The following is a 23690-nucleotide window of genomic DNA, read 5'->3' on the forward strand; positions in this document are numbered from 1 at the left end:
CGTCACCAGTTCACCGGCGGACGTCCGGCAGGAATAGCCTGGAAAGCGACATATTGCGACAGGCATACTTCCTTACTGCGAGGTAACGGCCACGACATTATCGTCGCCGTTACGATCCACGTACATGTTGTACGGATCGACCCCAGCAAAGGCCGGCTTCCGCCGTGTCACGATGCGGATGGTCTGTACGCCCGAGACGATCGGCTGGCGCTCCTTCAAGATCACGTCCTTCGCTGCGAAGCTGCCGAGGCCGGGACGCTGGTCGAACACGCCGACGTCGATCGTGTCGGCCAGCGGCGCGGGCTTCTCGACGCCGGTGCCGTTCGCATAGGCCTTCGCGGCATCGATCGTCAGTATCGTCTCGAAACTGCCGTCGGGCAGCGTGCGCGTTGCCGCACCGGTCGTCTTCAGGTCGTACACCGTGATACGATCGAGCAGGTCGAGCACGAGCTGCCGTTCAGCAGGCGTGCGGGCCAGCGACAGGAAGCCGTCGACCAGATCGAGCGAGCGCGGGAAGGGCCTTCCCTTGAAGCGATAGCGCGCGAGCAGACCGCGCAGCATGGCGTTGACGCGGTCCTCGCCCAGACGGTCCTGCAGCAGGTACATGACCAGCGATCCCTTGCGGTAGTGGATGTACCCCTGGTTCTCGACCCGATCGAGTGGCATTTCCTCCACCACGTCGCCGCCGCGCGACCGCAGGTAGCTGTCGAGTTCGTACTTCAGGAAGCGGCGGATCTTGTCGTCGCCATATTGGTGCTTCATCACCATCAGCGCGGAATATTGCGCCATGGTCTCGACCAGCATCGTCCCGCCCTGCATGTCGGCGCCGACCAGCTGGTGGCCCCAATATTGATGCCCCAGCTCGTGCGCGGTGACATAGCTGACATAGTCGATCTTGTCGGGATCGCGCGTGTCCGCGACGAAGCCGATGCGCTCCGAATAGGGGATCGTTCCCGCGAACGCCTGGGCGTAGCTCGCATAGCCTGGGAACTCGAGAATGCGCGCATAGTCGAACTGATAGGGCCCGAAATTGGCGCGGTAATAGGCGAGCGAGCGCTGTATCGCGTCGAGCATCCGATCGACGTTGAACGCATGTTGTGGGTCGTAGAACACCGTCAGCACCGTGCCGTCGACGGTCCGCGAGCGTTCGGCATAGGCTGCGGACTGAACCGAGAAGAAAGCGAGGATCGGCGCCGTCGATACGAATCTGGCGGTCCGGCGTCCGTACGTCGTCGTGTCCGCGACCTTGCGGCCCGGCGCTACCGGCACCTGACCCGCGATGGTCGAGACGGTGATGTCGGACCGGACCCACGGCGCGTTGTTGATCAGGTTGCGCGCCTGCGCCGAACGGTCCTCCAGCTTGGCGGGACGCAGCTCCGGCGTCAGGCCGTATTTCCGGCGCTTCGCCCGGTCTTGCAGCATGCCGTTCCGGTCCATGCCGAACTGTGGAGCGAACTCGCTGTTCTGCAGGAAGCTGCCGTTGCCGACCACGCGGGTATCGTCGTTGTTGGCGACCAGCCCACGCTGCCACCGGGTCGCCTCGAACGTCATCGTGCCGCGTGCGCCGGGCGCGAGCGGCGTCGCGAACCGGTAGATGCGGTATTGCATGTCGCCGTCGTCCATCACCAGCCGAGCGCCGGGAATGACGACTTTGCCCAGTCGCGTCTGGTCGTTCATCAGGCGGACGTGCAGGTCGGACAACGGCGCGCCGGTATCGTTGACAAAGACATAGGTGCCGCTCGCCTGCATCCGACGCTGGTCGGGGTAGAGCGCAACGTTCAGGCGCATGTCGGTGATCGACGGCTGCTTCAGCACGGCGTATTTGAGATACTTCTTCTCATACGCAGCCAGCCGCGCCTCACCGTCCTGCGTGGTGCGATAGCGGTTGATGACGTCCATGTCGTGATACAGATATGCACCGCTTGCCGCCGTCGCGATCAACGCACCTGCCAGCACGACGCCAGGCGCCCCGAGCAACCGGCGGGGAACCTGCGCGAGACGGACCCCCAACCGCGTCTCCGTACCGCGCCGCCAGAGCAGGTGCGCGAAGACGCACAATGCAAGCGCGACCGAGCCCCAATACAACCTCAGCCACCATCCGCGCGGGCCGCCGACCTGCGCGCCGTTCATGTCCGACAGCTGGACCGTCCCGGTGCTGCCATATTGATACAATGGGTGTTCGAAGCCCATGTTGGTCAGCGTGATCGTGCCGACCAGATAGACGACCATGATCGCCCAGCCGATGTATTTGTTGGGACTGAGCGCCTGGACGAACACCGCGAGGATCGCGAGGATCGCCGCGTCGACCGTCATCGGCAGCACCCACCAGGCGAGATAATGGCCAAGCGCGAGATCGGTCTGCCCGCGTGCGAGCTGGACGACGCACGCGGTCAGCGCCGCCGTCACCGCGGTCGCGAACAGGACGCCGGTGATGGCGAGCACCTTGGGCACCAGATATGCCCAGTTCGGCAGCGAGGTCGCGTCGACGATCTCGTGCATGCCCCGTTCGCGGTCGCGCCAAACCAGCTCGCCCGAATAATAGATCGCGATGATCAGCGGGATGATGCTGAACGTCCCCTCCAGCGTGGCGATCACCGCGAAGGTCAGCTGGCGGATCGGCGCACCGAACATCTCGTTGGCGAACAGCATCCCGCCCAGCGTATTGAACAGGCCGATCAACAGCAGCACGACGAACGCGGGGCTGCGGAACACCAGCGCCATCTCGAACCGACATCGCGCGATCATCCGCGTCCAGTTCGCCTCGTTCGATCTGGCAGCGGGCAGGCGCTCGACGATCAGCGGCGCGGTGGCCGCCAGCTTCGTGGTGGCACGCTGTTGCTTGCGCAATCGCCGCTTGGACACGCCTCGTTCGGTAAACGAGAAGCGCGCATAGGCGACGGCCATCGCCACCAGCCCGACGCCGACCGTGATCGCGCGGTTCCACATCAGGACGCCGGTAAAGGCGGGCATCCCGGCATTGGCCTCGCTCGCGGTCCAATACCGCGTCGTGCCGATGAATGCGCTGATTCCGAACAGCTCGAAATAGCTGCCCGTCAGCTGCCATTCCGGCTTGGCACGCAGGATCGAGGTCATCGCCAGATACAGCATCAGGAATACGACGACGCCGAGATAGGAATACATCATCGACCGCGTCATCGTCGCCACCGCGAAGAAAATCGCCGAGGTCAGGAAGACGTTGGGCAGCGCCAGCAAAAAATATGCGTAGGCGAAGTCGTGCAGCCGGTTCGGCCCCAGCGTCTCGTGATCGACCCACGGCATCAGCGATCCGAGCCAGATCGCCAGCGGGATCGCGGCGAACGCCAGCGCCGCCGCCGCGAATGCGCCAAGGAACCGCGCCATCAGATAGTCGAACTTCCCGACTCGGGTCGATCGCACCATCGGTCCGAACCCGCTCTCGTCGTCGCGGACGATCACGTTGGCGACGAACGCGGTCGTCACGAACATGAAGAAGATCGACATGATCTGGTGGACCTGTGCGACTGCCACCGGCGCATTCTTGTGGATGTTCGCGCCGCTGCCGATCTTGATCTGGTCGATCGTCATCGATCCGAAGGTCAGCAGGAAGAACAGGATCGCGACGGTCCAGAAGACCGGGTTGCGGAGTTGATAGCGAAGCTCGAAGCGGGCGATCTGGCCGAACATGGCGCTCAGGCCACGACGGTGGAGGAGGGGGCGGCGGAGGGGGCGTCTACCGCCGGCACGCGCCGCGACCGAGCGAGTGTCGAGAAATACACGTCTTCAAGGCCACCACGTGCGGCAGTGAAGCCGTCGCCGGGATCCTCGGACGACAGGATATGGATGATCGTCCGACCGGCAAACAGCCGCGTCGAGATCACCTCGTAGCGCAATCGGCTTTCGTCGAGTTCCTCGCGTCCGATCGTCTTGGCCCAGACGTTGCCGCGGGTCCGTTCGATCAGGTCGAGCGGTGCACCCTCCAGCTGGATCCGGCCTGCCGCCAGGACGGCCATGCGGGGACACAGGTCGGCGACGTCCTCGACGATGTGCGTAGACAAGATCACCACGACGTTCTCGCCGATCTCCGCCAGCAGATTGAGAAACCGGTTACGCTCCTCCGGATCGAGCCCGGCCGTCGGCTCGTCGACGATTATCAGCGCCGGGTTGCCGATCAGCGCCTGCGCGATGCCGAAGCGCTGGCGCATGCCGCCCGAAAAGCCCGCGATCGCCTTCTTGCGGACGCTCCAGAGATTGGTCTGGTTGAGCAGCGTCTCGACCGTTTCCTTACGTTCCCGCGCGGAGGCGATGCCCTTCAGCACCGCCATGTGATCGAGCATGTCATAAGCAGAAACGCGCGGGTACACGCCGAAATCCTGCGGCAGGTAGCCGAGCGTCTCGCGCAATGCCTCGGGGTTGGCGATGACGTCGATACTCCCGAACCGTATCGCCCCGGCGGTCGGCGTCTGCAACGTGGCGATCGTCCGCATCAGCGTCGACTTGCCCGCACCGTTGGGCCCGAGCAGTCCGAACATTCCGTTGGGCACGCTCAGCGTCACGTCGTCGAGCGCTCGCGTTCCATTGGCATACACATGCGTGACATTGGTCAGTTCGAGCATCGTTGATCCCCCCGTAGCCGCATCAAGCTATCAGGTGTGTTGCCGATGTAAAGCAGCGAGTCGTGCCGGGCGCTTCGGTACCGCAGATTGTCCCAGCGGCATCCCAGCCGTGAAATCGAACCGGGATCAATGCTTTTGCGACACGACCTGCCAAGGCGCGTTACAGGCTACCCCCTCTGCGCCCGGCACGGCCGGTTCAGGGTCTTATTTGGCGCCGGCACTGCCCGGCGTTGACGAAGCTGGAAGAGGTGGCGCCACGGCCGGCTTTCTCCGTACGCCGTTCAACTCGATCGTTGCTGCAGTCGAGCCCGACGTTGCGACGGCAGGTAGCGGCACGGCGGTCATCGTTGCCTGTACCCGCATGCACTGCGCCGGGTCCCCGCGCTTGAACTGGCGGCAGTTCCAGAGCGACTTCTCGTAGCCGCTCGCCCGGTCGCGCAGGTAGCTGAAGCTCAGCGCCGCGGTCTGGGCCGGGTCGAGGGGAAGCGATGGAGCCGCCTTCGTGCCGTCGGCCCAGGCCATGTAGCGGCAGAACGGCTTGTCGCCGCACGCCTGCGCCGCGAGCGTCGTAAGGCCATCGGCCGCCTGGTTGCGCGGCAGGGTCACGAGCAGCGTATCCCCGTCGATCGGGGCCGTGGCAGGCTTGGACACCGTCTCGGTCGCAGCACCGAACCCCATCGCGATCGAGGCCTCCGCCAAGGCCGCATCGGCCTCTGCGAGCGCGACACCGGTCTTGTGAGCGTCGGACAGCGCCGCGAGTTGGGCGATCACCGGCTCGACGGTTTCCGGGTGACGGCCGAACGCAGGCGGCGTGCCCCACCAGCCGGACCAGCGGAAGAACAAATGCGTATTGACCGCGGTGATCTTGTCGAGGCTCGACTGCCAATACGGCACGACCCAGTCGGTATGATAGTGCGTGGCATAGCCGACCTGTTTGAACACCGCACCCACCAGCGATGCCGCGGCGACTTCGCGCGCGCGCCGCCACGCGTCGTCGGTCGGATGCCAGCGCGTGATCGCGCCGTCGCAGCTGAAGCTGAACTGGCAGCCGGTCGATCGGTCCTGTCCTTCGAACACCACGCCGCATACGGTTTTGGAAAAGGCGGGATGGCGCAGGCGATTGAGCACGACCTGCGCGACCGCACGTTCGCCGAGCGTGTCGTCACCGGCCTCGTACAGAATGCCGGCCGCCATGCAGTCGGTCGCGCGTGCCAGATCATCCGCGCTGCCGGCAAAGCGGAACGGGCGCGCCGCGGGGTTGGGATTGGTCGAGAAGGGCACGGTCGCGTTGAACGCGCGTGCGTCCTCAGGGCTCAGATCGACGAACTTCATCGGCTCGACCTCGGGCACTTCGGCTTGCGGCACGACTCGGCCGGCGGGCAGGGCCACCCGCTTCGAGTGCTGGACGATCACGGGTGCGTTGGCGACGACCAGCACAGGCCCGACGATCGCCAACGCGGACACGCCGACGAGAACGGCGCGCAGCACCCGGGTGCCGCGCGCGGAGAGGTCGGTCGTCACTGTTCGGGCAGGAAGTCCGTGACCGACAGATAACGCTCGCCGGTGTCGTAATTGAACCCGAGAACCCGAACGTTGTCAGGTAGATCGGGCAGCTTCTGGAGAATAGCTGCCAGCGTCGCGCCCGAGCTGATGCCGACCAGCATGCCCTCTTCGGTAGCCGAGCGACGCGCCATGTCCTTCGCCACCGCGGCATCGACCTCGATGACGCCGTCGAGCGCCTGGGTATGCAGGTTCACCGGGATGAAGCCAGCGCCGATGCCCTGGATCGGGTGCGGCCCCGGCTGGCCGCCGGCGATTACCGGCGATGCGGCGGGCTCGACGGCATAGACCTTGAGCGACGGCCATTCCTTCTTCAACGCCTCCGCGACGCCGGTGATGTGGCCGCCAGTGCCGACGCCCGTAATGATCACGTCGATCGGCGTGTCACGAAAGTCGGCAAGGATTTCCTGCGCGGTCGTAGCGACATGCACGGCGATGTTCGCGGGGTTCTCGAACTGCTGCGGCATCCAGGAACCGGGGGTCTGCTCGACCAGTTCCTTGGCGCGTTCGATCGCGCCCTTCATGCCCTTCTCGCGCGGGGTCAGGTCGAAAGTCGCACCGTAGGCGAGCATCAGGCGACGGCGTTCGATCGACATGCTCTCGGGCATGACGAGGACGATCTTGTAGCCCTTCACCGCGGCGACGAGCGCCAGGCCGATGCCGGTATTCCCGCTGGTCGGCTCGATGATCGTGCCGCCCGGCTGGAGGTGGCCGTCCTTCTCCGCCGCCTCAACCATCGCGAGCGCGATTCGGTCCTTGATCGAGCCGCCCGGGTTCGACCGCTCGGACTTCACCCAGACTTCGGATTCGGGGAACAGCTTCGACAGGCGGACGTGCGGCGTGTTGCCGATCGTGTCGAGGATCGAGTTGGCCTTCATGGCTTGGCTTCTCCGTGCTGAGGTTCGGTCTCTAGGATCTCTGGGGGATCAAAGGTTTTCGCGCGGCCTAGTTCCGGGAACAGTCGCGCCCAGCCGATCGTGATCGCAATAGCACCGACGCCGCCGAACACCACTGCGCCAACCGGGCCCAGCAGCGACGCCATCACCCCGCTCTCGAATTCGCCGAGTTCGTTCGAGGCGGAAATGGTGAGCTGCGACACCGCGCTGACGCGGCCGCGCATCGCATCCGGCGTGTGTAGCTGGATCAGCGACTGGCGGACATAGACCGAGATCATGTCTGCGCCGCCCGCGACGATCAGCGCGACGAGGCTGAGGACGAAGGCGGGCTGGACGGGGATGCCGGCGATGGTGCCAGGCGCGATGCCAAGCAGGGTCACGATCGGTGTGGCGACCCCGAAGGTGAGGATCGCAAGACCGAACACGACGACGGCGATCAACATCTTCACGCCGACGTTGGTGCTCATCGGCCGGAACGAGAACCAGATCGCCGTGACCGCCGCGCCGATCCCCATGCCGGCTGCGAGCACGCCCAGCCCCTGCGATCCGACGTGGAGGATATCGCGCGAATAGACCGGCAGCAGCGACGTCGCGCCGGCGAGCAGCACCGCGAACAGGTCGAGCGTGATGGTCGCGAGGACGAGGCGGTTGCGGCGGACATAGGTGAAGCCCTCGATGATCCGAGCAAGCGGGCGGTGATCGGTCTGCGTCGCGGGCTGCGGTACCGGGCCGATCATGAACATGAAGACGAGCGCGACGAGGAAGAGCAGCGTGGCGACACCGTACGCGACTTCGGGATGGATCGCGTAGAGCAGCCCGCCGACGCTAGGCCCGGCGATCGTGCCGACCTGCCACGCGATCGAGCTGATCGCGATCGCGGTCGGGAGCACGGCGCGGGGGACGAGGTTCGGGGCCAATGCGGAATATGCCGGGCCGGAGAAGGCGCGCGCCACGCCGAACGCGACCGCGGCGACGAACAGCACGCCGAGCGTCAGGTGGCCGGTCCACGTCAGCAACCACAATGTCGCGGCCGTGAGCACCAGCAACGTCGTCGTGCCCCGGACGATCCAGCGGCGGTCGAAGCTGTCTGCGATGAGGCCGGTGATCGGGGTGAGCAGGAACAACGGCACGAACTGCGCGAACCCGATCATGCCGAGCATGAAGGCCGCCTGGCGGATGTCCATCGTCTCGCGGGCGATATTGTAGACCTGCCACCCGATCACGATCGACATCGCGCTGACGGCTATGGTGCCGGTGAAGCGGGACAGCCAATAGGCGCGGAAATTGGCGATCCGTAAGGGATGCTGGTGGGGGTCTGTCGAGGGAGCCATTGCGATGGGCTTTAGGCTCGGGCGCGAGGGGAGGGCAACCGGAGCTTTGCTTGGGGTGGGGATAGTGGCGTGGCGGAACCATCGGGATCACCCGCGCCGCCACCCCCCCCCACCGTCATCCTGACGAAAGTCAGGACCCAGGATTACTAAGGGCAGCGTTTCGTTACTCTGGGTCCTGACTTTCGTCAGGATGACGGCGGTGGGTGAGCATTACGGGGGAGGGTGGAATGACGGAGGCAGAGTGCAGGGCAGCCCCCTCTACCCCCCATCCCACACCCTTCAAACCGACATACCCCAGACGGGAATTGATGTTCCGCCCCGTCCGCGCCTATAGGCTCCCTCAACTCCCCTACGGAAAACGAGGTTTCCCACATCGTGGCCAAGACCCCCCCACCAGCACGCGCAATCGCCGAACCGCCGATCACCAACCGCGAACGACCGGCAGAACCAAAGCCCTACGAGGCGTCGAAGGACGAACTGCTCGAAATGTATCGGCAGATGCTGCTGATCCGCCGTTTCGAGGAAAAAGCCGGCCAGCTCTATGGCTTGGGCTTGATCGGTGGCTTCTGCCATCTCTACATCGGCCAGGAAGCCGTCGCGGTGGGCCTCCAGTCCGCGCTCAACGGCGAGACCGATTCGGTGATCACCGGCTACCGCGATCACGGCCACATGCTCGCCTACGGGATCGACCCGAAGGTGATCATGGCCGAGCTGACCGGGCGCAATTCGGGTATCTCGAAGGGCAAGGGCGGGTCGATGCACATGTTCTCGACCGAGCATAAGTTCTACGGCGGCCACGGCATCGTCGGTGCGCAGGTGTCGCTCGGCACCGGCCTCGCGTTCAAGCATAAATACTCGAACGACGGCGGCATCTGCATGGCCTATTTCGGCGACGGCGCCGCGAACCAGGGCCAGGTGTACGAAAGCTTCAACATGGCCGAGCTCTGGAAGCTCCCGATCATCTTCGTGATCGAGAACAACCAGTACGCGATGGGCACCAGCGTCAACCGCGCCTCGGCCGAGGACCAGCTGTATCGCCGCGGCGAGAGCTTCCGCATTCCCGGCATCCAGGTCGACGGCATGGACGTGCTCGCCTGCCGCGGTGCTGCCGAGGAAGCGCTGGCGTGGGTCCGCGCCGGCAAGGGCCCGGTCATCCTCGAGATGAAGACCTATCGCTATCGTGGCCACTCGATGTCCGATCCGGCCAAGTACCGCACGCGCGACGAGGTCCAGGCGGTCCGCGACAAGTCGGATCCGATCGATCACATGAAGAAGCTGCTCGACGCGCAGGGCGTGACCGAGGCGGACCTCAAGTCCCTTGAACAGGAAATCAGGAAAATCGTGAACGAAGCCGCCGATTTCGCCGAGCAGACCCCGGAGCCGGATGCTGCCGAGCTCTACACCGACGTTCTGGTGGAGAAGTACTGATGGCGATCGAGATCAAGATGCCCGCGCTCTCCCCGACGATGGAAGAGGGCACGCTGGCCAAGTGGCTCGTCAAGGAAGGCGACAGCGTCAAGTCGGGCGACATCCTCGCCGAGATCGAGACCGACAAGGCGACAATGGAGTTCGAGGCCATCGACGAAGGCACGATCGGCTCGATCGCCGTCGCCGAAGGGACCGACAACGTGAAGGTCGGCACCGTCATCGCGACGATCCTCGAAGAGGGCGAGAGCGCCAGCGACGCCAAGGCTGCCAAGCCCGCCGAAGCACGCTCCGGCGATGCGGCCAACGCCGCGCCGAAGGAAACGCCGTCGGACGACAAGGCGCCACCGGTTCCCGAAGGCGCTTCCCCCGCCAAGGCCGAGAGCGGCACGCAGCAGCTCGTCGCCTCGGCAGAGAAGGTCGGCATCTCCGACCCGGCGATCCCCGAAGGCACCGAGATGGTCAAGACGACCGTCCGCGAAGCGCTGCGCGACGCGATGGCCGAGGAAATGCGCGAGGACGACCGCGTCTTCGTGATGGGCGAGGAAGTCGCGCAGTATCAGGGCGCGTACAAGGTCACGCAGGGCCTGCTCGACGAGTTCGGCGACCGTCGCGTGATCGACACGCCGATTACCGAATACGGCTTTGCCGGCATCGGCGCGGGCGCGGCGATGGGCGGGCTTCGTCCGATCGTCGAGTTCATGACTTTCAACTTCGCGTTGCAGGCGATTGACCACATCATCAACTCGGCCGCCAAGACCAACTACATGTCGGGTGGCCAGATGCGCTGCCCGATCGTGTTTCGCGGTCCCAACGGCGCAGCGTCGCGCGTGGGTGCTCAGCACTCGCACAACTTCGCGGCATGGTATGCGAGCGTCCCCGGCCTGATCGTGATCGCGCCATATGATGCGGCGGATGCCAAGGGCCTGCTCAAGGCCGCGATCCGCACCGAGGACCCAGTCGTGTTCCTCGAGAACGAGCTGATGTACGGCCGCAGCTTCGATGTCCCCAAGCTCGACAACCACGTCCTGCCGATCGGCAAGGCGCGGATCGTCCGCGAGGGCAAGGACGTCACGATCGTCAGCTACTCGATCGGCGTGGGCATTTCGCTTGAAGCAGCTGAAAAGCTCGCCGAAGAGGGCATCGACGCGGAAGTCATCGACCTGCGCACGTTGCGCCCGCTCGACACCGAGACGGTCCTTAAGAGCTTGTCAAAGACCAACCGCATGATCATCGTCGAAGAGAATTGGGCGACCTGCTCGATCGCTTCGGAGATCGTGTCGGTGGTGATGGAGCACGGCTTCGACGACCTCGACGCACCGGTGCTCCGCGTGACCAACGAAGACGTGCCGATGCCCTACGCGGCGAACCTCGAAAAGCTGATGCTGGTCGACGTCGCGAAGGTCGTGACGGCGGTGAAGAAGGTTACCTACAAGTAAGGTAGGCGCTCCGGCCGGTCGATCCGGCCGGAGCGATCACGCGGCGTAGGTCGTGCAGACGTTTGCCGTCGTGCCGGCCGCAGCGCCCAGGACCTGCGTGTTACGTTCGCGAACGTTGTAGACCGATTCCGATCGCAGGATCGGCGTCCCGAAGAACTGTGCCGAAACCAGCGGCTGATAGCGATACGTCACTTCCACGAAGATCAATGCCGATCCGCTGCCGGCTGCGATCTGGCGCGTACTCGAGCCCATATAGGGCAGGCTAGCGTCGTTCTGGCCCTTGCCTTCCCCACCATATTTGGGCTGCGATTCGGGCGTGTTGAGCGCGCCCGTGCACCTCTGCCAGCGGATATACTGGCCCGCTTTCGTGCCGGTTTGTCCGTTCGGCTCGACGCTGGACACGACCACGCGGCCGTTCTTGGTGAAATCCAAGGCGGTGCCGATGAACCTTGCGCTGAGCAGCGCTTCGTTGACGTCGGACTCGTCTATCGAATCGCGTACGCGCGCGACGTTGTCGGAAATCGCGGTGGAAATCTGGTTCACCCGCATCACCGCGACCGCCATGTTCGTGACCTCGGCACCGGCTAGCCCGAGCGTGATCAACACCGGCGCGACAAGCGCGAATTCGATCATCGCGAGACCGCGAACGTCGCTGCGCAGCCGGCGCGCATAGGCGAGACAGTCGGTCATGCCTTCGTGCATATCGTCGTCGGCTGTGCTCGCGACGTGAAAGGCTGGTTGCGGATCACCGTCGAGGCCGAAACGGTACGCGTCGGCCCCCAAGACAGCAGCGCCCCGATCGGCGTAAGGTTCGGGTAGACGATGTTGACGGTGTAATAGACGATGTCGTCCGCGCTGCCGACGCCGTTATCCCCCGGGGTCGAATCATAGCTGCCGTTGTTGTTGGCGTCCTCGAAACAATCGCCGGGATTGTACACGCCCTTGGGATCGGTATCCGACGTGATCTTCTCGGGCTTTCCGACATTCGAGAAATTATAATAGCGACGTGTCGCGACCGTCACGTATTTGGCGGGAACGACCGGCTGAACCTCGGATTTGATCGTGGCGACGACGTCGTCTGCCGTCCGGTTGCCGACCGTGACCTGCCGCGACGCTTTCGACAGCGCTCCCTGCACCACGGCGGTCACGTACCCCTGATAGCCGACTTCGAGGATCGACAGCAGCAGCCCGATCAGCACCGGCACGATCATCGCGAATTCGACGATCGTCGCACCGCGGGCATCGTCACGCAGCGTCGCCGATCTCGACCTGACCCGTGTCGCCCCGAACGAAGTCACTGGCTGATCCTCAAGGAACCGATTTTGCTGCCGATCTCCTGAAACTTGGCGATCAATGCTGCGGATGTGCTGATGCCCGACGCCATTGATGGTTGCGATGCGCAGTTCTGCATGTCCGCCGTCAACGTCGTCGAGAAGGCGATGACGTAGAGCTGGATGTCCTGGCTCTTGGCCGCGTTGCACGCCATGCGGAACCGCTGCAAATGGCGCGCGAGTTGCGCATTCGCCCCGGATGCCGCCCCGAGTACGCGCTCGTCGCGCTCCTCCACGCCATAGGTCGTGTACACGTCCAGATAAGGTGACAGATCGCCGTCGGTCATGAAGATCATGTATTTGCGGATGCTGAACCCGCGCAGTTTCTTGGGATTGTCGGGATCGTTCTGGTCGTTGGTTTCCGGCGTTGCGGATGCGAAGATGCCGTTCGGCGAGATGAACCGCGCACCCCACATCACACCGATGTCATGGTACGTACCGCCCAAGGGTTTCAGGCCGTCGACGTAACTCATGAACCCTGTCTTGTCGTTGTAATACTCCTTGAGGCGGCTGGCCCCGCTCGCACAGTATTTCGGGTCGGTATATTCGTTGCGCGTATCGGGATTGAACTCGGCGTCGGGCCACCACGGGGCCCAGCGGCTAGCCTCGTTCGTCGGCAGCATGTTGACGTCGAGGTCCCAAGCCGTAGACGGCGCAGTCGTCGACGATCCGCCGTTGATCGCCGAGTTATCGGTTTGGCGTTCTTCGATGCACCCCGCCCATTGCGATCGGCTCCAGCTCGGCGAACCGCCTGGAGTCGGCACAGACGCCCCGGTCTTGAAGCTGGACGTGGTCAGCGTGACCTGCCGGTACGTCCAGTAATTCGTGCAGGCGCCGTCGGTGCTCAACCAATACCGCGACCAGTTTCCCTCATAGTTATTGCACCAGTTCTGCGAAGTCGTCACGGGGCCCGAGGTCCGCGTGCGGCTCTGGTACGGGGCGCTGTCTCTGATGTAGCTGGGGTTCTCGGCATAGACGAGCTTCCCGACGTTCACCGTGGCGTTGTACGGTACGAAACCATAGCGGAGCCGGAGGTTGTTCGCGTGCAGCTGATCCTGTGCCGATTTCAGCGTATCGTAGAGCGACTCCGCCGCATCGCGCAGCGCCTGCATCTTGGAGTTCGATTGCTCGACCTCGTTGCAGGCATCGTTCGGCCTGCTCGTGGGGCAGTTCATCGATCCCGACATATCCAGCACCAGCATGATATCGGTGCCGACGAAATCCTGCGTCGCGGAGCAGCTGGTGGACAGGTTGAGAGTAGAAAAGCCGAACAGTTTCATGATCGTCGTCGGTATCGTCGTCGCTGCCGTGATCCGCACCGTGCCGACCGATGGCACCGTGACGACGGGCGTGAACGTCGCAGTACCGAACGACGCCTGGGGGAAGTTGAAATTGAAATATTTCGTTGCTTCGGTCTCGACCGTGGGCGTCAAGGTCGCGCCCGACAGCAGCCGCCGTGCCGCGAGCGACCCGGCATCGCACGCCTGTTGCAGCCGATCCCGCGCGACATAGGCACGCGCCATGTCCAGCCCCGACCCGACCATCGCGATCAGCGGCATCATCGCAAAGGCAACGATCATCAGCGTGTTACCGCACACGTCACGACGCAATCGCCCCAGCACGGTCGTCGGCTTATCCGGTAGTTCGCTTCGCTTGCCGCGCATCTCGGTCCTGACGGAGATCGGTATCGATCGATACGCGGATGCGGCGCGATCCGGTAAATCCACTTCAAGAAACATGGTTCGCGATACGTTAATCATTGGACAGTGCGGTATCCGGACGTGCGGTACGATCGGGATCGGAGTAACGGCGTGACCATGAGCCACGACCATCCAGAACATGCCCTTGCCCTCAGCTATGCGCCGCATTCGGCCGCGCCAGCGCTCGCGGCGTTGTTCGCGCTCGACAATACGCTCGCCGCGATCCTGCGCTCGACCCGCGAACCGCTGATCGGCCAGATGCGGCTGACCTGGTGGTATGAAGCGCTCGGGCGCCTCGACACGGCTCCCGCGCCTGCCGAACCCGTCCTGGTGGCGCTCCAGAATGACGTGCTGCCGATGGGCGTGTCCGGCGCGATGCTGGCGACGTTGACCGACGGCTGGGACGTTCTGCTGGAACCGATGCTCGATGCCGCGGCGATCAAGCGCTTCGGACGCGACCGTGGCCGCCGCCTGTTCGACCTCGCGGCAGTGATCGTGTCAGTCAGCGACGACCGGGTCGGCCCGGCAGGCGAGGGGTGGGCGCTCGCCGACCTCAGCCTGAGGCTGACCGAGACGTCGGGTAGGGAGTTGGCCCGTCTCCGTGCGAGCGAAGTCCTCGATCGAGCGTTGAAGGGCCGGTGGCCTACGTCGGCGCGTGCTCTAGGCGCACTTGCCGTGTCGGCGCGGTTTGATCTGATGTCGAAGCCTTCCGCCCCAGGCAGCCCGAAGCGCGTGGCGCGCCTGGCGTGGCACAGATTGACCGGATACTGACCAATCGGATGGGGATCCCCGACGGCAAGGCGTAGCGTGCGGCCCTGGCAATGGGGGCGGCGGCGATGTGGCGATATCTAGCAGGCGGTGTCGCGATCATCGCGTTGATCGCCGCCGGGTTCATGGTCTTCAGCGGCACGGCGAGGCCGGGGCCGATACTACCGCCACAGCCGCTGTCGCAGGTCGCCGGCGCTGTCGCATCCGAACCTCTACCCGGTGCAGCACCCGAGGCGACCGAAAAGACCCGCGAGCAGAAGCGCTTCAATCGCTACGACAAGGACCGCGACGCCAAGATCACGCGCGAGGAATATCTGACGCAGCGGCGCAAGGCCTACGCACGGCTCGACGTGGACGGCGACGGCAAGCTGTCGTTCGACGAATGGGCCGTGAAGGCGACGATCAAGTTCGCGGAGGCGGATCGCGACAAATCCGGGACGATGACCGCCCCGGAATTTGCCACGACGGCGGTCAAACGGAAGGGGCCAGCTCGTGTAAATTGTCCACCGACTCAGGCCGTTGCGGAGGAGAGTTGAGCCACTCCGCGAGCGCCGCACGGCCACGATCGGTGTACATCCGCTTACGGTCCGCCTTCTTGGTACGCCCCATGATCGGCGGAAACAGGCCGAAATTGACGTTCATCGGCTGGTACGTCTCGACCTCGGCCCCGCCCGTGATGTGGCCGAGCAACGCGCCGAGCGCAGTCGCGTAAGGCGGCGGGGTCAGCGTCTTCCCGGTCAGTTCGGCTGCCGCGAACAACCCGGCGAGCATGCCGATGCCGCAGCTCTCGATATAACCTTCGCACCCCGTGATCTGACCCGCAAATCGGATGTTCGGGCGCGACTTCAGCCGCAACGTCTCGTCTAGCAGTTCGGGCGAACGGATGAAGGTGTTGCGGTGCAGCCCGCCCAACCGCGCGAACTCGGCGTTCTCCAGACCTGGGATAGTACGGAACAGGCGGACCTGGTCGGCGTGCTTCATCTTGGTCTGGAAGCCGACGATGTTCCACAACGTGCCCTGCGCATTGTCCTGCCGCAGCTGGACGACAGCATGCGGCCAACGCCCGGTCTTCGGATTGTCGAGCCCGACCGGCTTCATCGGACCATAGCGCAGCGTATCGACGCCGCGCTCCGCCATCACTTCGATCGGCATGCAGCCATCGAAATACGGCGTGTCCTTCTCCCATTCCTTGAACGGGGTCTTCTCGCCGTCGATCAGACCCTGGTGGAAGGCCAGATACTGGTCCTTGTCCATCGGGCAGTTGATGTAGTCCTTGCCCTCGCCCTTGTCCCAGCGCGACGCGAACCAGGCCGTTTCCATGTCGATCGAGTCGCGGTGCACGATCGGTGCCAGCGCGTCGAAGAAGGCGAGCGCCTCGCGACCGGTTTCGGCACCGATACCGGCCGCGAGCGACGCGGCGGTCAGCGGACCCGTCGCGATGATCGTCGGGCCGTCGGGCAGCGCGTCGATCCGTTCGCGAACGAGTGTGATGTTCGGATGCCGGTCGATCGCCTCCGTCACGCTGGCGGAGAAGTTGTCGCGGTCGACGGCAAGCGCGGAGCCCGCGGGAACGCGGTGGATGTCCGCCTGGCGCATGATCAGCGAACCCAGTGTGCGCAGTTCCTGATGGAGCAGGCCGACCGCGTTTGCTTCCGCATCGTCCGACCTAAAACTGTTCGAGCAAACAAGCTCGGCAAGGCCGTCGGTCTGATGCGCAGGCGTTTCCTCGCCGCTACCGCGCATTTCGGAGAGGCGGACTTTGAGGCCGGCTTCGGCGAGTTGCCAAGCGGCTTCGGAACCGGCGAGGCCGCCGCCGATCACGTGAATATCGTAGGTCATTCCCGTCAGATAGCGCGGGACGCTTGTCGTGTCAGGTGCGCAATCCCACTTCGCCTCCATGACATCTCCCGCGAAAATCTTCACGATCGGCTATGAGGCCACGACGATGGCCGATTTCCTCGCGGCGCTGAAGGCCGCAGGCGTGGAACGGGTGATCGACGTCCGCGCGCTCCCTTTGTCCCGCCGACCGGGCTTCTCGAAGTCGTCGCTCGCCGCGTCGCTGCGCGAGGTCGAGATCGATTACGTCCATCTAAAGGCGCTCGGAACCCCAAAGCGCGGGCGTGACGCGGCCAAGAAGGGCGACGTCGCGACCTTGACCGCCGTGTACGACGAGCAACTTGAGCTTCCCGAGGCGCAGGCCGCCGGGGCGATCATGCTCGGGCTTGCGGCGGAAAAACCGAGCGCGTTGCTCTGCTACGAGCGGGATCCCTGTCATTGCCATCGGACGCTGCTGTTGCAGGCGGTGGGTGAGGGGGCCGAGGTCGTGGATCTTTTTACATAGGCAACGCCTACCCCCGTCATCCTGACGAAAGTCAGGATCCAGAGTAACTGCGGATCGTGGTACATGGCTCTGGACCCTGACTTTCGTCAGGATGACGGTCGAATGTAGCGAATGTTGCAATGCAGCACCTCTTCCGCTAACGAATCGCCATTCGCCCTGGACCCGGTGCAATTCCGGGTGGCTATTCCGGCCGCCGATCCGCCGGACAACGCAACGACGCCTTTGAAATGAACCGCCCGCGCAACTGCCGCGGTTCGTGCGTCCTATGCGGATACATACATGACATCCTTATTTTTTTCTCGTTACCGCGCCGAATGGTTCAGCGGCCCTGCCGCCGCGCGACGTGACGTGCTCGCCGGAATGGTCGGCACGTTCGCGCTCATTCCCGAAGTCATCGCCTTCTCGTTCGTCGCCGGCATAGATCCCGAGGTCGGCCTGTTTGCGTCCTTCGTGATCGGCATCGTTATCGCATTCGCCGGCGGCCGCCCGGCGATGATTTCCGGCGCAGCCGGCTCCGTCGCTCTCGTCGCCGCCGCGCTCGTCCACGCATACGGCCTGCAATATCTTCTCGTCGCGACGATCCTCGCAGGCGCGCTCCAGATCGCTTTCGGGCTCGCCAAACTCGACATATTGATGCGCTTCGTCTCGAAGTCGGTCCATGCGGGCTTCGTCAACGCCCTCGCGATCCTGATTTTCTCGGCGCAGGTGCCGCAGATGGTCGGCGTCAGCTGGCAGGCCTATGCAATGATCGCCAGTGGGCTGGCGATCATCTACCTGATGCCGCGGATCTCCAGCGCGATCCCCTCGCCGCTGATATGCATCGTCGTGCTCACCGTGATCGCGATGTGGTTCCCAATGCCGCTCAAGACGGTCGGCGATCTTGGCCGCTTGCCGAATTCGCTACCGTCGTTCGGCCTGCCCGATGTACCCTTTACTTGGGAAACGCTGCGGATCGTCGCGCCCTATGCGCTGGCGATGGCCGCCGTCGGGCTGCTCGAATCGATGATGACCGCGCGCGTGGTCGACGAACTGACCGAAACGACCAGTTCGAAGGCACGCGAGTGCACGGGACTTGGCCTCGCCAACATCGCTGCGGGTGCGTTCGGCGGCATCGCGGGTTGCGGGATGATCGGCCAGACCGTCGGTAACGTCCGATATGGCGGTACCGGGCGGATCTCGACGATCGTCGCGGGTGTGTTTCTGCTCGTGGTCATGGTGCCGCTGCGCCCGTGGGTCGCGCAGGTGCCGGTCGCCGCGTTGGTCGCGATCATGATCATGGTGTCGATCAGCACCTTCTCCTGGGGTTCGCTTCGCGACCTTGCGCGGCACCCCAAGATGTCGAGCGTGGTGATGGTCGCGACCGTCGTTGTCACCGTCGCGACGCACGACCTGTCACTCGGCGTCGGCGTCGGCGTGCTGCTCAGCGGTGTGTTCTTCGCGTGGAAGGTCACGCGGATGATGGACGTCGCGATCGAACACGACGTGGCAACCGACACGCGGATCTACCGGGTAAGCGGGCAAATATTCTTTGCCAGCGCGGACATCTTCGCCGATCGCTTCGACCTTCGAGAGACGGCGCGAACCGTACGGATCGACCTTACCGGCGCGCATATGTGGGACGTCACGGCCGTCGGCGCCCTGGAAGACGTGGTCGCCAAGTTGCGCCGTCACGGCAGGGTCGTGGAGATCATCGGCCTCAACCGGGCGAGCGAGACTCTCGTCGATCGCCACGCGCCGGGTCTTGCGGAACCGGCCGGGGCATGATCCCCGGCCGACTTCGGCTTATTGCTGAGGGGCTTCCTCATTCTCGGTCGGCTCTTCGTCGCGCGTCACGCGGGCGGTCATGCCCGTCGCATCCGCGTCGTCGAGCATCTGCTCGTCCGGCGCGATCGGCTTCTCGCGGGGAGGCTCGACCACGGCCGGCGCCGGCGGGACTGCTTCGACCGGTGCTGCCTCGACCGGGGCGGGCTCTGCCGCCTCGGACTCGGTAACCCCGGTATCCTCGACCATGTTGACGTCCGTCGCCGGCTGCTCGGGCTCGGAGCTCGAGCAGCCGGCGAGCGCCATCGCGGCAAGCAGGCCACCGGCGATGACGGTACGGGTGCGGGTGGAAATCGTCATGTCAGACCCTCTCAGCGAGCGGCGATCGTCTGGCGCGCGGTGCGTGCCTCGATCTTGGAAGCGAGAATGCCGTCCCAGTCATAGGGATCGGCGCGGAAGTTCATCTGGCCGTTGCCGCTGGCAAACGCGGTCCAGTAGAGCAGATAGACCGATACCGGCTTGGTCAGGCGCGCACGCACCGTGTCACCCTTGGCCACCGCGGCGTCGACCATCTCCGGCGTCCAGGCGGGATCGCCCTTCAGCAACAGGTCGGCAAGTTCGCCCGGCTTTTCAAGGCGTACGCAGCCATGGCTCGAAAGCCGACTGAAGCTCGCGAACTTCGCGCGGCTCGGCGTGTCATGCAGGTACACCGAATAATCATTGGCGAAATCGAACTTGAACCGGCCGAGCGCGCTCTGGTCGCCGGCCTGCTGCTGCAGCCGCGTGCCGATCACCTTGAAGCCGTTGCGCTTCAGATAGCCGGGGTTGGCCTTCTCCTTCGGCCACAACTCCTTCGTCGCGATCGAGGTCGGCACGTTCCACGGCGGATTGATGACGATGCTGTGGATCGTGGAGGACAGCATCGGCGTCTCGTCGCCCGGACGACCGGTGACCGCCCGCATCGACTGCACGGGGGTGTCGCCATCGAACACGGTGAGCACGGCCGCGGCGATGTTCACTTGGATACGGTCGCGTGGCAGGTCCTGCGGCAGCCAGCGCCAGCGCTCCATGTTCGCCATGATCTGACGCACGCGGTCGGTCGCCGACACGTTCAGCGCCGCCAGCGTCTGGGTCGAAACGATGCCGCTCGGGTTCAGACCATAACGACGCTGCGCACGACGCACCGCGTCGAGCAGGCCGGCGTCGAACGTATCGCCGCTGGTCGAGACGTCCTTGTCCTCGACCGCCAACCGCTTGCGGAGCGCGATAACTCGCGAACCGGTCGCGCCGAGCGTGAAGTCCGGCCCCGAGGCGAGTGGCGACCAGCCGCCCGCAGAAGCGATCGAACGGTAATTCTGGAGGCCCTTACGCAGCCCGTCATAGCCGGCATAGGGCGGCGGCAGCGACGCGAACCACGCCGCGATCCGGTCCAGCCGCACCGCATCGGCGAACGCCGGCGTCGGATCGTACGCGGGCGGACGCAGGCCCCAGTCCCGTTGGAAATCGGCCTCGCTGAGACGACCCGCGTGCACCGCCCGCGCATGGTCGAGCGCGGCACGGACGAGCTCCTCCTTAGTCGGCGCGGTGGTCGACGCGGTCGCGGCGGACTTGAGGCCCTGCGCGACGATGTCGCCGTTGAGAAGCTTGTCGAGCAACGTCGCCTGCGTGTCGCTCAGCGTCGGCACGGTAATGACCGGCGGTGCCAGCATCGGCGACGCCATCGGCGCGGTCATTGGCACGGTCGGCGTCACCGGCGGGGGCGTAACCTGTTGTGCGAACAGCGGAGTCGCCATCAGCAGCGGCGTCACAGCAACCGCGATCGCCGACCGGATCATACCGGCCTTCTCTCGTCCATCATCCAAACCGCGCGCCATACTCATCCCGTCTAACCGTAGCTCGCCGATGCTTTCGCACGACGCAGCTCTCCCTTAGCTGAACCGGACTCGCTAAGCATCGCCAATCGGGCCAAATTCGTCGGTTCAGGCGGAAGCTTCGGAATTTCCCTGCCGTGCAAGCACTTCATAGGCCATCACCGCGGTCGCGACGGCTGCGTTGAGGCTGTCCGCCTTGCCGCGCATCGGAATCTTGACCAGCACATCGCACGCCTCGGCCATTTCGGGCGGCATGCCCTGCGCTTCGTTGCCGGTGAGCAGGAAAGTCGGGCCGGTATAGCTGGCGGAGCGGTAGTCGGCATCCGTATCGAGGCTCAGTCCGACAAGTTGACCCGGCCCGGTCCGCAACCAGGCGAGAAACGGCTCCCACTCGGTCTTCACGACGGGGATCGTGAACAGCGCGCCCATGCTCGCGCGCACCGCCTCCACGGAGAAGGGGTCGACCGACTCGCCGATCAGGATCAGCCCGCCGGCGCCGACCGCGTCGCCGGTACGCAGGATCGTCCCCAGATTGCCCGGATCGCGCAGCCGTTCCGCAACCAGCCAGATGCCGGACGTGGTGCGGTCGAGGTCTTCGAGCGTCGCGTCGAACTCGTCGAACACGCCGACGACGGCTTGCGGGTTGTCCTTGCCCGACAGCTTAGAAAGAATGTCCGGCGTGGTCTGGATCGACTCGCCGCCAGCCTCCTCGACGTCCATGGACAGCGCATGGACGAGCGGATGGTTCGCGCTTGCTGCCGCGTAGAACAGAGTCCGGGGCAGGCGTCCCGTCTCTCGCGCTTCGGTCAGGATGCGCAGGCCCTCGGCGAGGAACTGCTTGGCCGCACGCCGATGTCGCTTGTCACGCAGGTCGCGGACATACTTGATCAGCGGGTTCGAAAAGGCGGTTATCTCGCGGGGCATTCTTGTCCTCCCCTCCCGTATGCGGGAGGGGCCGGGGGCGGGCTCCCGGCCTCAGCAAATGTTTCGATTATGGTGAGCGCGCGCCCACCCCCAACCCCTCCCGCCTGCGGGAGGGGAGCAGTCACGTCAATCCTCGCCGAACTTCGCCTCGACCAGTTCGGCGAGCGCCGCGACCGTATGCTCCGCGCCGTCGCCGCTAGCGCTGATCGTGATCGCGTCGCCCATCGCCGCACCGAGCATCATCAGCCCCATGATCGAGGTGCCGGTGACGTGATCCGACCCGTCCTTGGTCACGCGCACCTCGACACTATGCGTCGAGGCGAGCGTCACGAACTTGGCACTCGCCCGGGCATGCAGCCCACGGCGGTTGGTAATCTGGACGGTGCGCGAGACCTCGCTCACGCCGCAGCCTCGCCGAGAACCTCGGATGCCACCGAAATATACTTGCGCCCGGCTTCGCGCGCCGCCGCGACAGCAGCGACGACGGTCATCGACTTGCGCGCCGACCCGAGCCGGATCAGCATCGGCAGGTTCATGCCCGCGATCACTTCGATCCGACCGCGCTCCATCAGCGAGATGGCGAGGTTGGAGGGGGTGCCGCCGAACAGGTCGGTCAGCACGATCACGCCGCGCCCGACATCGACCGCCTGGATCGCGGCGGCGATATCCGCGCGGCGCTCCTCCATGTCGTCGTCGGGACCGATCGCGATCGGCGCAACGCGCTCCTGCGGGCCGACGACGTGGATCATCGCGCGAACGAATTCTTCGGCCAATCGACCGTGCGTTACCAGGACAAGGCCGATCATGTCAGCGTTTCATACTCATAAGACGACCGGTGATCCTTCGAGCGCATCTTGTGGAGCGGCCCCCAGGTCGCGGTGTGCAATACTGGGGGAAAATCCCGCGTCGCGCAACCGTCGCGCCACGCGGTCGGCGACGTGGACCGACCGGTGTCTCCCTCCGGTACACCCGAATGCGACCGTGACGTACGACTTGCCCTCCGCCCTGTAGCGCGGGAGCAACAGCATCAGCAGCTCCTCGATCCGACTCACCGCAGCTTCATAGGCGGGGTCGTCCATGATGTAGGCGGACACGTCGGCGTCCAGCCCGGTGCCGGGGCGAAGGTCGTGATCCCAGTGCGGATTGCGCAGGAAGCGCATGTCGAACACCAGGTCCGCGTTACGGGGCAGGCCGCGTGCAAATCCGAACGAGCGGATCGACAATGTCGGTTCGCCGCGCGCCTCACCCGAGAAGCTCGCCCGAATCTGTTGCGCCAGTTCGTTGGCGGCCATGTCGGTCGTGTCGATCAGCCGGTTCGCCCAGTCCCGCAACGGCGCAAGCAACTCCCGCTCGCGGCCGATACCGTCGTTCGCCGGACGATCGAGCGCGAGCGGATGCCGCCGCCGAGTCTCGGAATAGCGACGTTCGAGTTCGGCGCCCGAGCAATCGAGGAACAACATCCCGATCTCGAGCCCATGCCGATCGCGCAGATCGCGGATGCGGTTGACGATCCGATCGGGGTCGAAATCGCGCGTCCGGGCACCGATACCGATCGCGAGCGGCTGCGAATCGTTGGGCGATCCTTCGGAGAGCGGCGCGTCGAGCAGCCGGTCGAGCAGCAGCAACGGCAGGTTGTCGACCACCTCCCAGCCCAGATCCTCCAGCGTCTTGAGCACGGTCGACTTGCCGGCCCCCGACATGCCGGTGACGAGCAGGATGTCCTTCGGCCGAGTCATACTGAACGCGTCATT

The 23690-nt window shown here is 64.8% G+C and carries 21 protein-coding genes and 1 other annotated feature; of the genes, 6 read left to right on the forward strand and 15 right to left on the reverse strand.

Features of this window, described 5'->3' with window-relative positions:
• Positions 1-72: 72 nt before the first annotated feature.
• The 5 genes from U1708_RS03630 to U1708_RS03650 form a co-directional block, all read right to left on the reverse strand.
• Positions 73-3663: an ABC transporter permease/M1 family aminopeptidase gene (locus tag U1708_RS03630; protein ID WP_332742842.1), complete on the reverse strand. Its 3591-nt coding sequence runs from the start codon at positions 3661-3663 to the stop codon at positions 73-75.
• A 5-nt stretch (positions 3664-3668) separates the two neighbouring features.
• Positions 3669-4592 (reverse strand): ABC transporter ATP-binding protein, encoded by a 924-nt coding sequence (locus U1708_RS03635; protein WP_332742844.1) that lies wholly within the window; start codon positions 4590-4592, stop codon positions 3669-3671.
• 204 nt (positions 4593-4796) lie between these two features.
• Positions 4797-6113, reverse strand: coding sequence for a cell wall hydrolase (locus U1708_RS03640; RefSeq protein WP_332742846.1), 1317 nt, complete (start codon positions 6111-6113; stop codon positions 4797-4799).
• Positions 6110-7030 carry a cysteine synthase A gene (gene cysK, locus U1708_RS03645; RefSeq protein ID WP_332742848.1) on the reverse strand — a complete coding sequence of 307 codons (921 nt, stop codon included), beginning with the start codon at positions 7028-7030 and terminating at the stop codon, positions 6110-6112. Before cysK ends, U1708_RS03640 begins: the two co-directional genes overlap by 4 nt.
• The gene (locus U1708_RS03650; RefSeq protein ID WP_332742850.1) at positions 7027-8379 is read right to left on the reverse strand and encodes an MFS transporter; all 1353 of its coding nucleotides are present in this window, start codon (positions 8377-8379) and stop codon (positions 7027-7029) included. The genes cysK and U1708_RS03650 overlap by 4 nt, the downstream gene beginning before the upstream one ends.
• A gap of 375 nt (positions 8380-8754) precedes the next feature.
• On the opposite strand from U1708_RS03650, the gene pdhA reads away from it, so the two are divergent.
• Positions 8755-9807: a pyruvate dehydrogenase (acetyl-transferring) E1 component subunit alpha gene (gene pdhA / locus U1708_RS03655; RefSeq protein ID WP_056048766.1), complete on the forward strand. Its 1053-nt coding sequence runs from the start codon at positions 8755-8757 to the stop codon at positions 9805-9807.
• Positions 9807-11243, forward strand: coding sequence for a pyruvate dehydrogenase complex E1 component subunit beta (locus U1708_RS03660; protein WP_332742852.1), 1437 nt, complete (start codon positions 9807-9809; stop codon positions 11241-11243). Before pdhA ends, U1708_RS03660 begins: the two co-directional genes overlap by 1 nt.
• 36 nt (positions 11244-11279) lie before the next feature.
• Here U1708_RS03660 and U1708_RS03665 read toward each other — a convergent pair whose 3' ends face one another.
• Genes U1708_RS03665 through U1708_RS03675 form a run of 3 tightly spaced genes read right to left on the reverse strand, consistent with a single transcriptional unit; the run spans position 11280 to position 14238 of the window.
• Positions 11280-11933: a TadE/TadG family type IV pilus assembly protein gene (locus U1708_RS03665; RefSeq protein ID WP_332742854.1), complete on the reverse strand. Its 654-nt coding sequence runs from the start codon at positions 11931-11933 to the stop codon at positions 11280-11282.
• Positions 11930-12541: a TadE/TadG family type IV pilus assembly protein gene (locus U1708_RS03670; protein ID WP_332742856.1), complete on the reverse strand. Its 612-nt coding sequence runs from the start codon at positions 12539-12541 to the stop codon at positions 11930-11932. Before U1708_RS03670 ends, U1708_RS03665 begins: the two co-directional genes overlap by 4 nt.
• Positions 12538-14238 (reverse strand): TadE/TadG family type IV pilus assembly protein, encoded by a 1701-nt coding sequence (locus U1708_RS03675; protein ID WP_332742858.1) that lies wholly within the window; start codon positions 14236-14238, stop codon positions 12538-12540. Before U1708_RS03675 ends, U1708_RS03670 begins: the two co-directional genes overlap by 4 nt.
• 153 nt (positions 14239-14391) lie before the next feature.
• Between U1708_RS03675 and U1708_RS03680 the strand changes: the two genes are divergently transcribed.
• Together U1708_RS03680 and U1708_RS03685 are read left to right on the forward strand one after the other, a co-directional pair.
• Entirely contained in the window at positions 14392-15045 is a 654-nt protein-coding gene (locus U1708_RS03680) for a squalene/phytoene synthase family protein (RefSeq protein ID WP_332743562.1), read from the forward strand.
• 65 nt (positions 15046-15110) lie between these two features.
• Complete coding sequence (locus U1708_RS03685; RefSeq protein ID WP_332742861.1) at positions 15111-15578, forward strand: EF-hand domain-containing protein; 468 nt, start codon at positions 15111-15113, stop codon at positions 15576-15578.
• Here U1708_RS03685 and trmFO read toward each other — a convergent pair.
• Entirely contained in the window at positions 15514-16881 is a 1368-nt protein-coding gene (gene trmFO / locus U1708_RS03690; protein ID WP_332743565.1) for a methylenetetrahydrofolate--tRNA-(uracil(54)-C(5))-methyltransferase (FADH(2)-oxidizing) TrmFO, read from the reverse strand. The genes U1708_RS03685 and trmFO overlap by 65 nt on opposite strands.
• A gap of 58 nt (positions 16882-16939) precedes the next feature.
• On the opposite strand from trmFO, the gene U1708_RS03695 reads away from it, so the two are divergent.
• A complete protein-coding gene (locus U1708_RS03695; protein ID WP_332742863.1) occupies positions 16940-17383 on the forward strand; it encodes a DUF488 domain-containing protein in 444 nt (147 codons plus the stop codon).
• 155 nt (positions 17384-17538) lie between these two features.
• Positions 17539-17594 (forward strand) — a sequence feature (sul1 is cis-regulatory element that is thought to sense ions involved in sulfur or methionine metabolism; They are found in Alphaproteobacteria).
• A 68-nt stretch (positions 17595-17662) separates the two neighbouring features.
• Positions 17663-19147: a SulP family inorganic anion transporter gene (locus U1708_RS03700; RefSeq protein ID WP_332742865.1), complete on the forward strand. Its 1485-nt coding sequence runs from the start codon at positions 17663-17665 to the stop codon at positions 19145-19147.
• A gap of 18 nt (positions 19148-19165) precedes the next feature.
• Here the strand turns inward: U1708_RS03700 and U1708_RS03705 are convergent, their stop codons facing one another.
• The 6 genes from U1708_RS03705 to rapZ form a co-directional block, all read right to left on the reverse strand.
• Positions 19166-19504 (reverse strand): hypothetical protein, encoded by a 339-nt coding sequence (locus tag U1708_RS03705; protein ID WP_332742867.1) that lies wholly within the window; start codon positions 19502-19504, stop codon positions 19166-19168.
• Positions 19505-19515: 11 nt separating this feature from the next.
• On the reverse strand, positions 19516-20979 hold the full coding sequence (locus U1708_RS03710) for a L,D-transpeptidase family protein (RefSeq protein WP_332742869.1): 1464 nt from the start codon (positions 20977-20979) through the stop codon (positions 19516-19518).
• A 144-nt stretch (positions 20980-21123) separates the two neighbouring features.
• Positions 21124-21939, reverse strand: a complete 816-nt coding sequence (locus U1708_RS03715) for a TrmH family RNA methyltransferase (protein ID WP_332742871.1) — start codon at positions 21937-21939, stop codon at positions 21124-21126.
• Positions 21940-22065: 126 nt separating this feature from the next.
• Positions 22066-22341, reverse strand: coding sequence for an HPr family phosphocarrier protein (locus tag U1708_RS03720; RefSeq protein WP_248520683.1), 276 nt, complete (start codon positions 22339-22341; stop codon positions 22066-22068).
• Entirely contained in the window at positions 22338-22745 is a 408-nt protein-coding gene (locus U1708_RS03725; RefSeq protein WP_056058662.1) for a PTS sugar transporter subunit IIA, read from the reverse strand. The genes U1708_RS03720 and U1708_RS03725 overlap by 4 nt, the downstream gene beginning before the upstream one ends.
• Before the next feature lie 15 nt (positions 22746-22760).
• Positions 22761-23675, reverse strand: coding sequence for an RNase adapter RapZ (rapZ, locus tag U1708_RS03730; RefSeq protein ID WP_332742879.1), 915 nt, complete (start codon positions 23673-23675; stop codon positions 22761-22763).
• Between the last annotated feature and the right edge of the window lie 15 nt (positions 23676-23690).

The organism is Sphingomonas arabinosi (assembly GCF_036663715.1).
Classification (GTDB): Bacteria; Pseudomonadota; Alphaproteobacteria; order Sphingomonadales; family Sphingomonadaceae; genus Sphingomonas.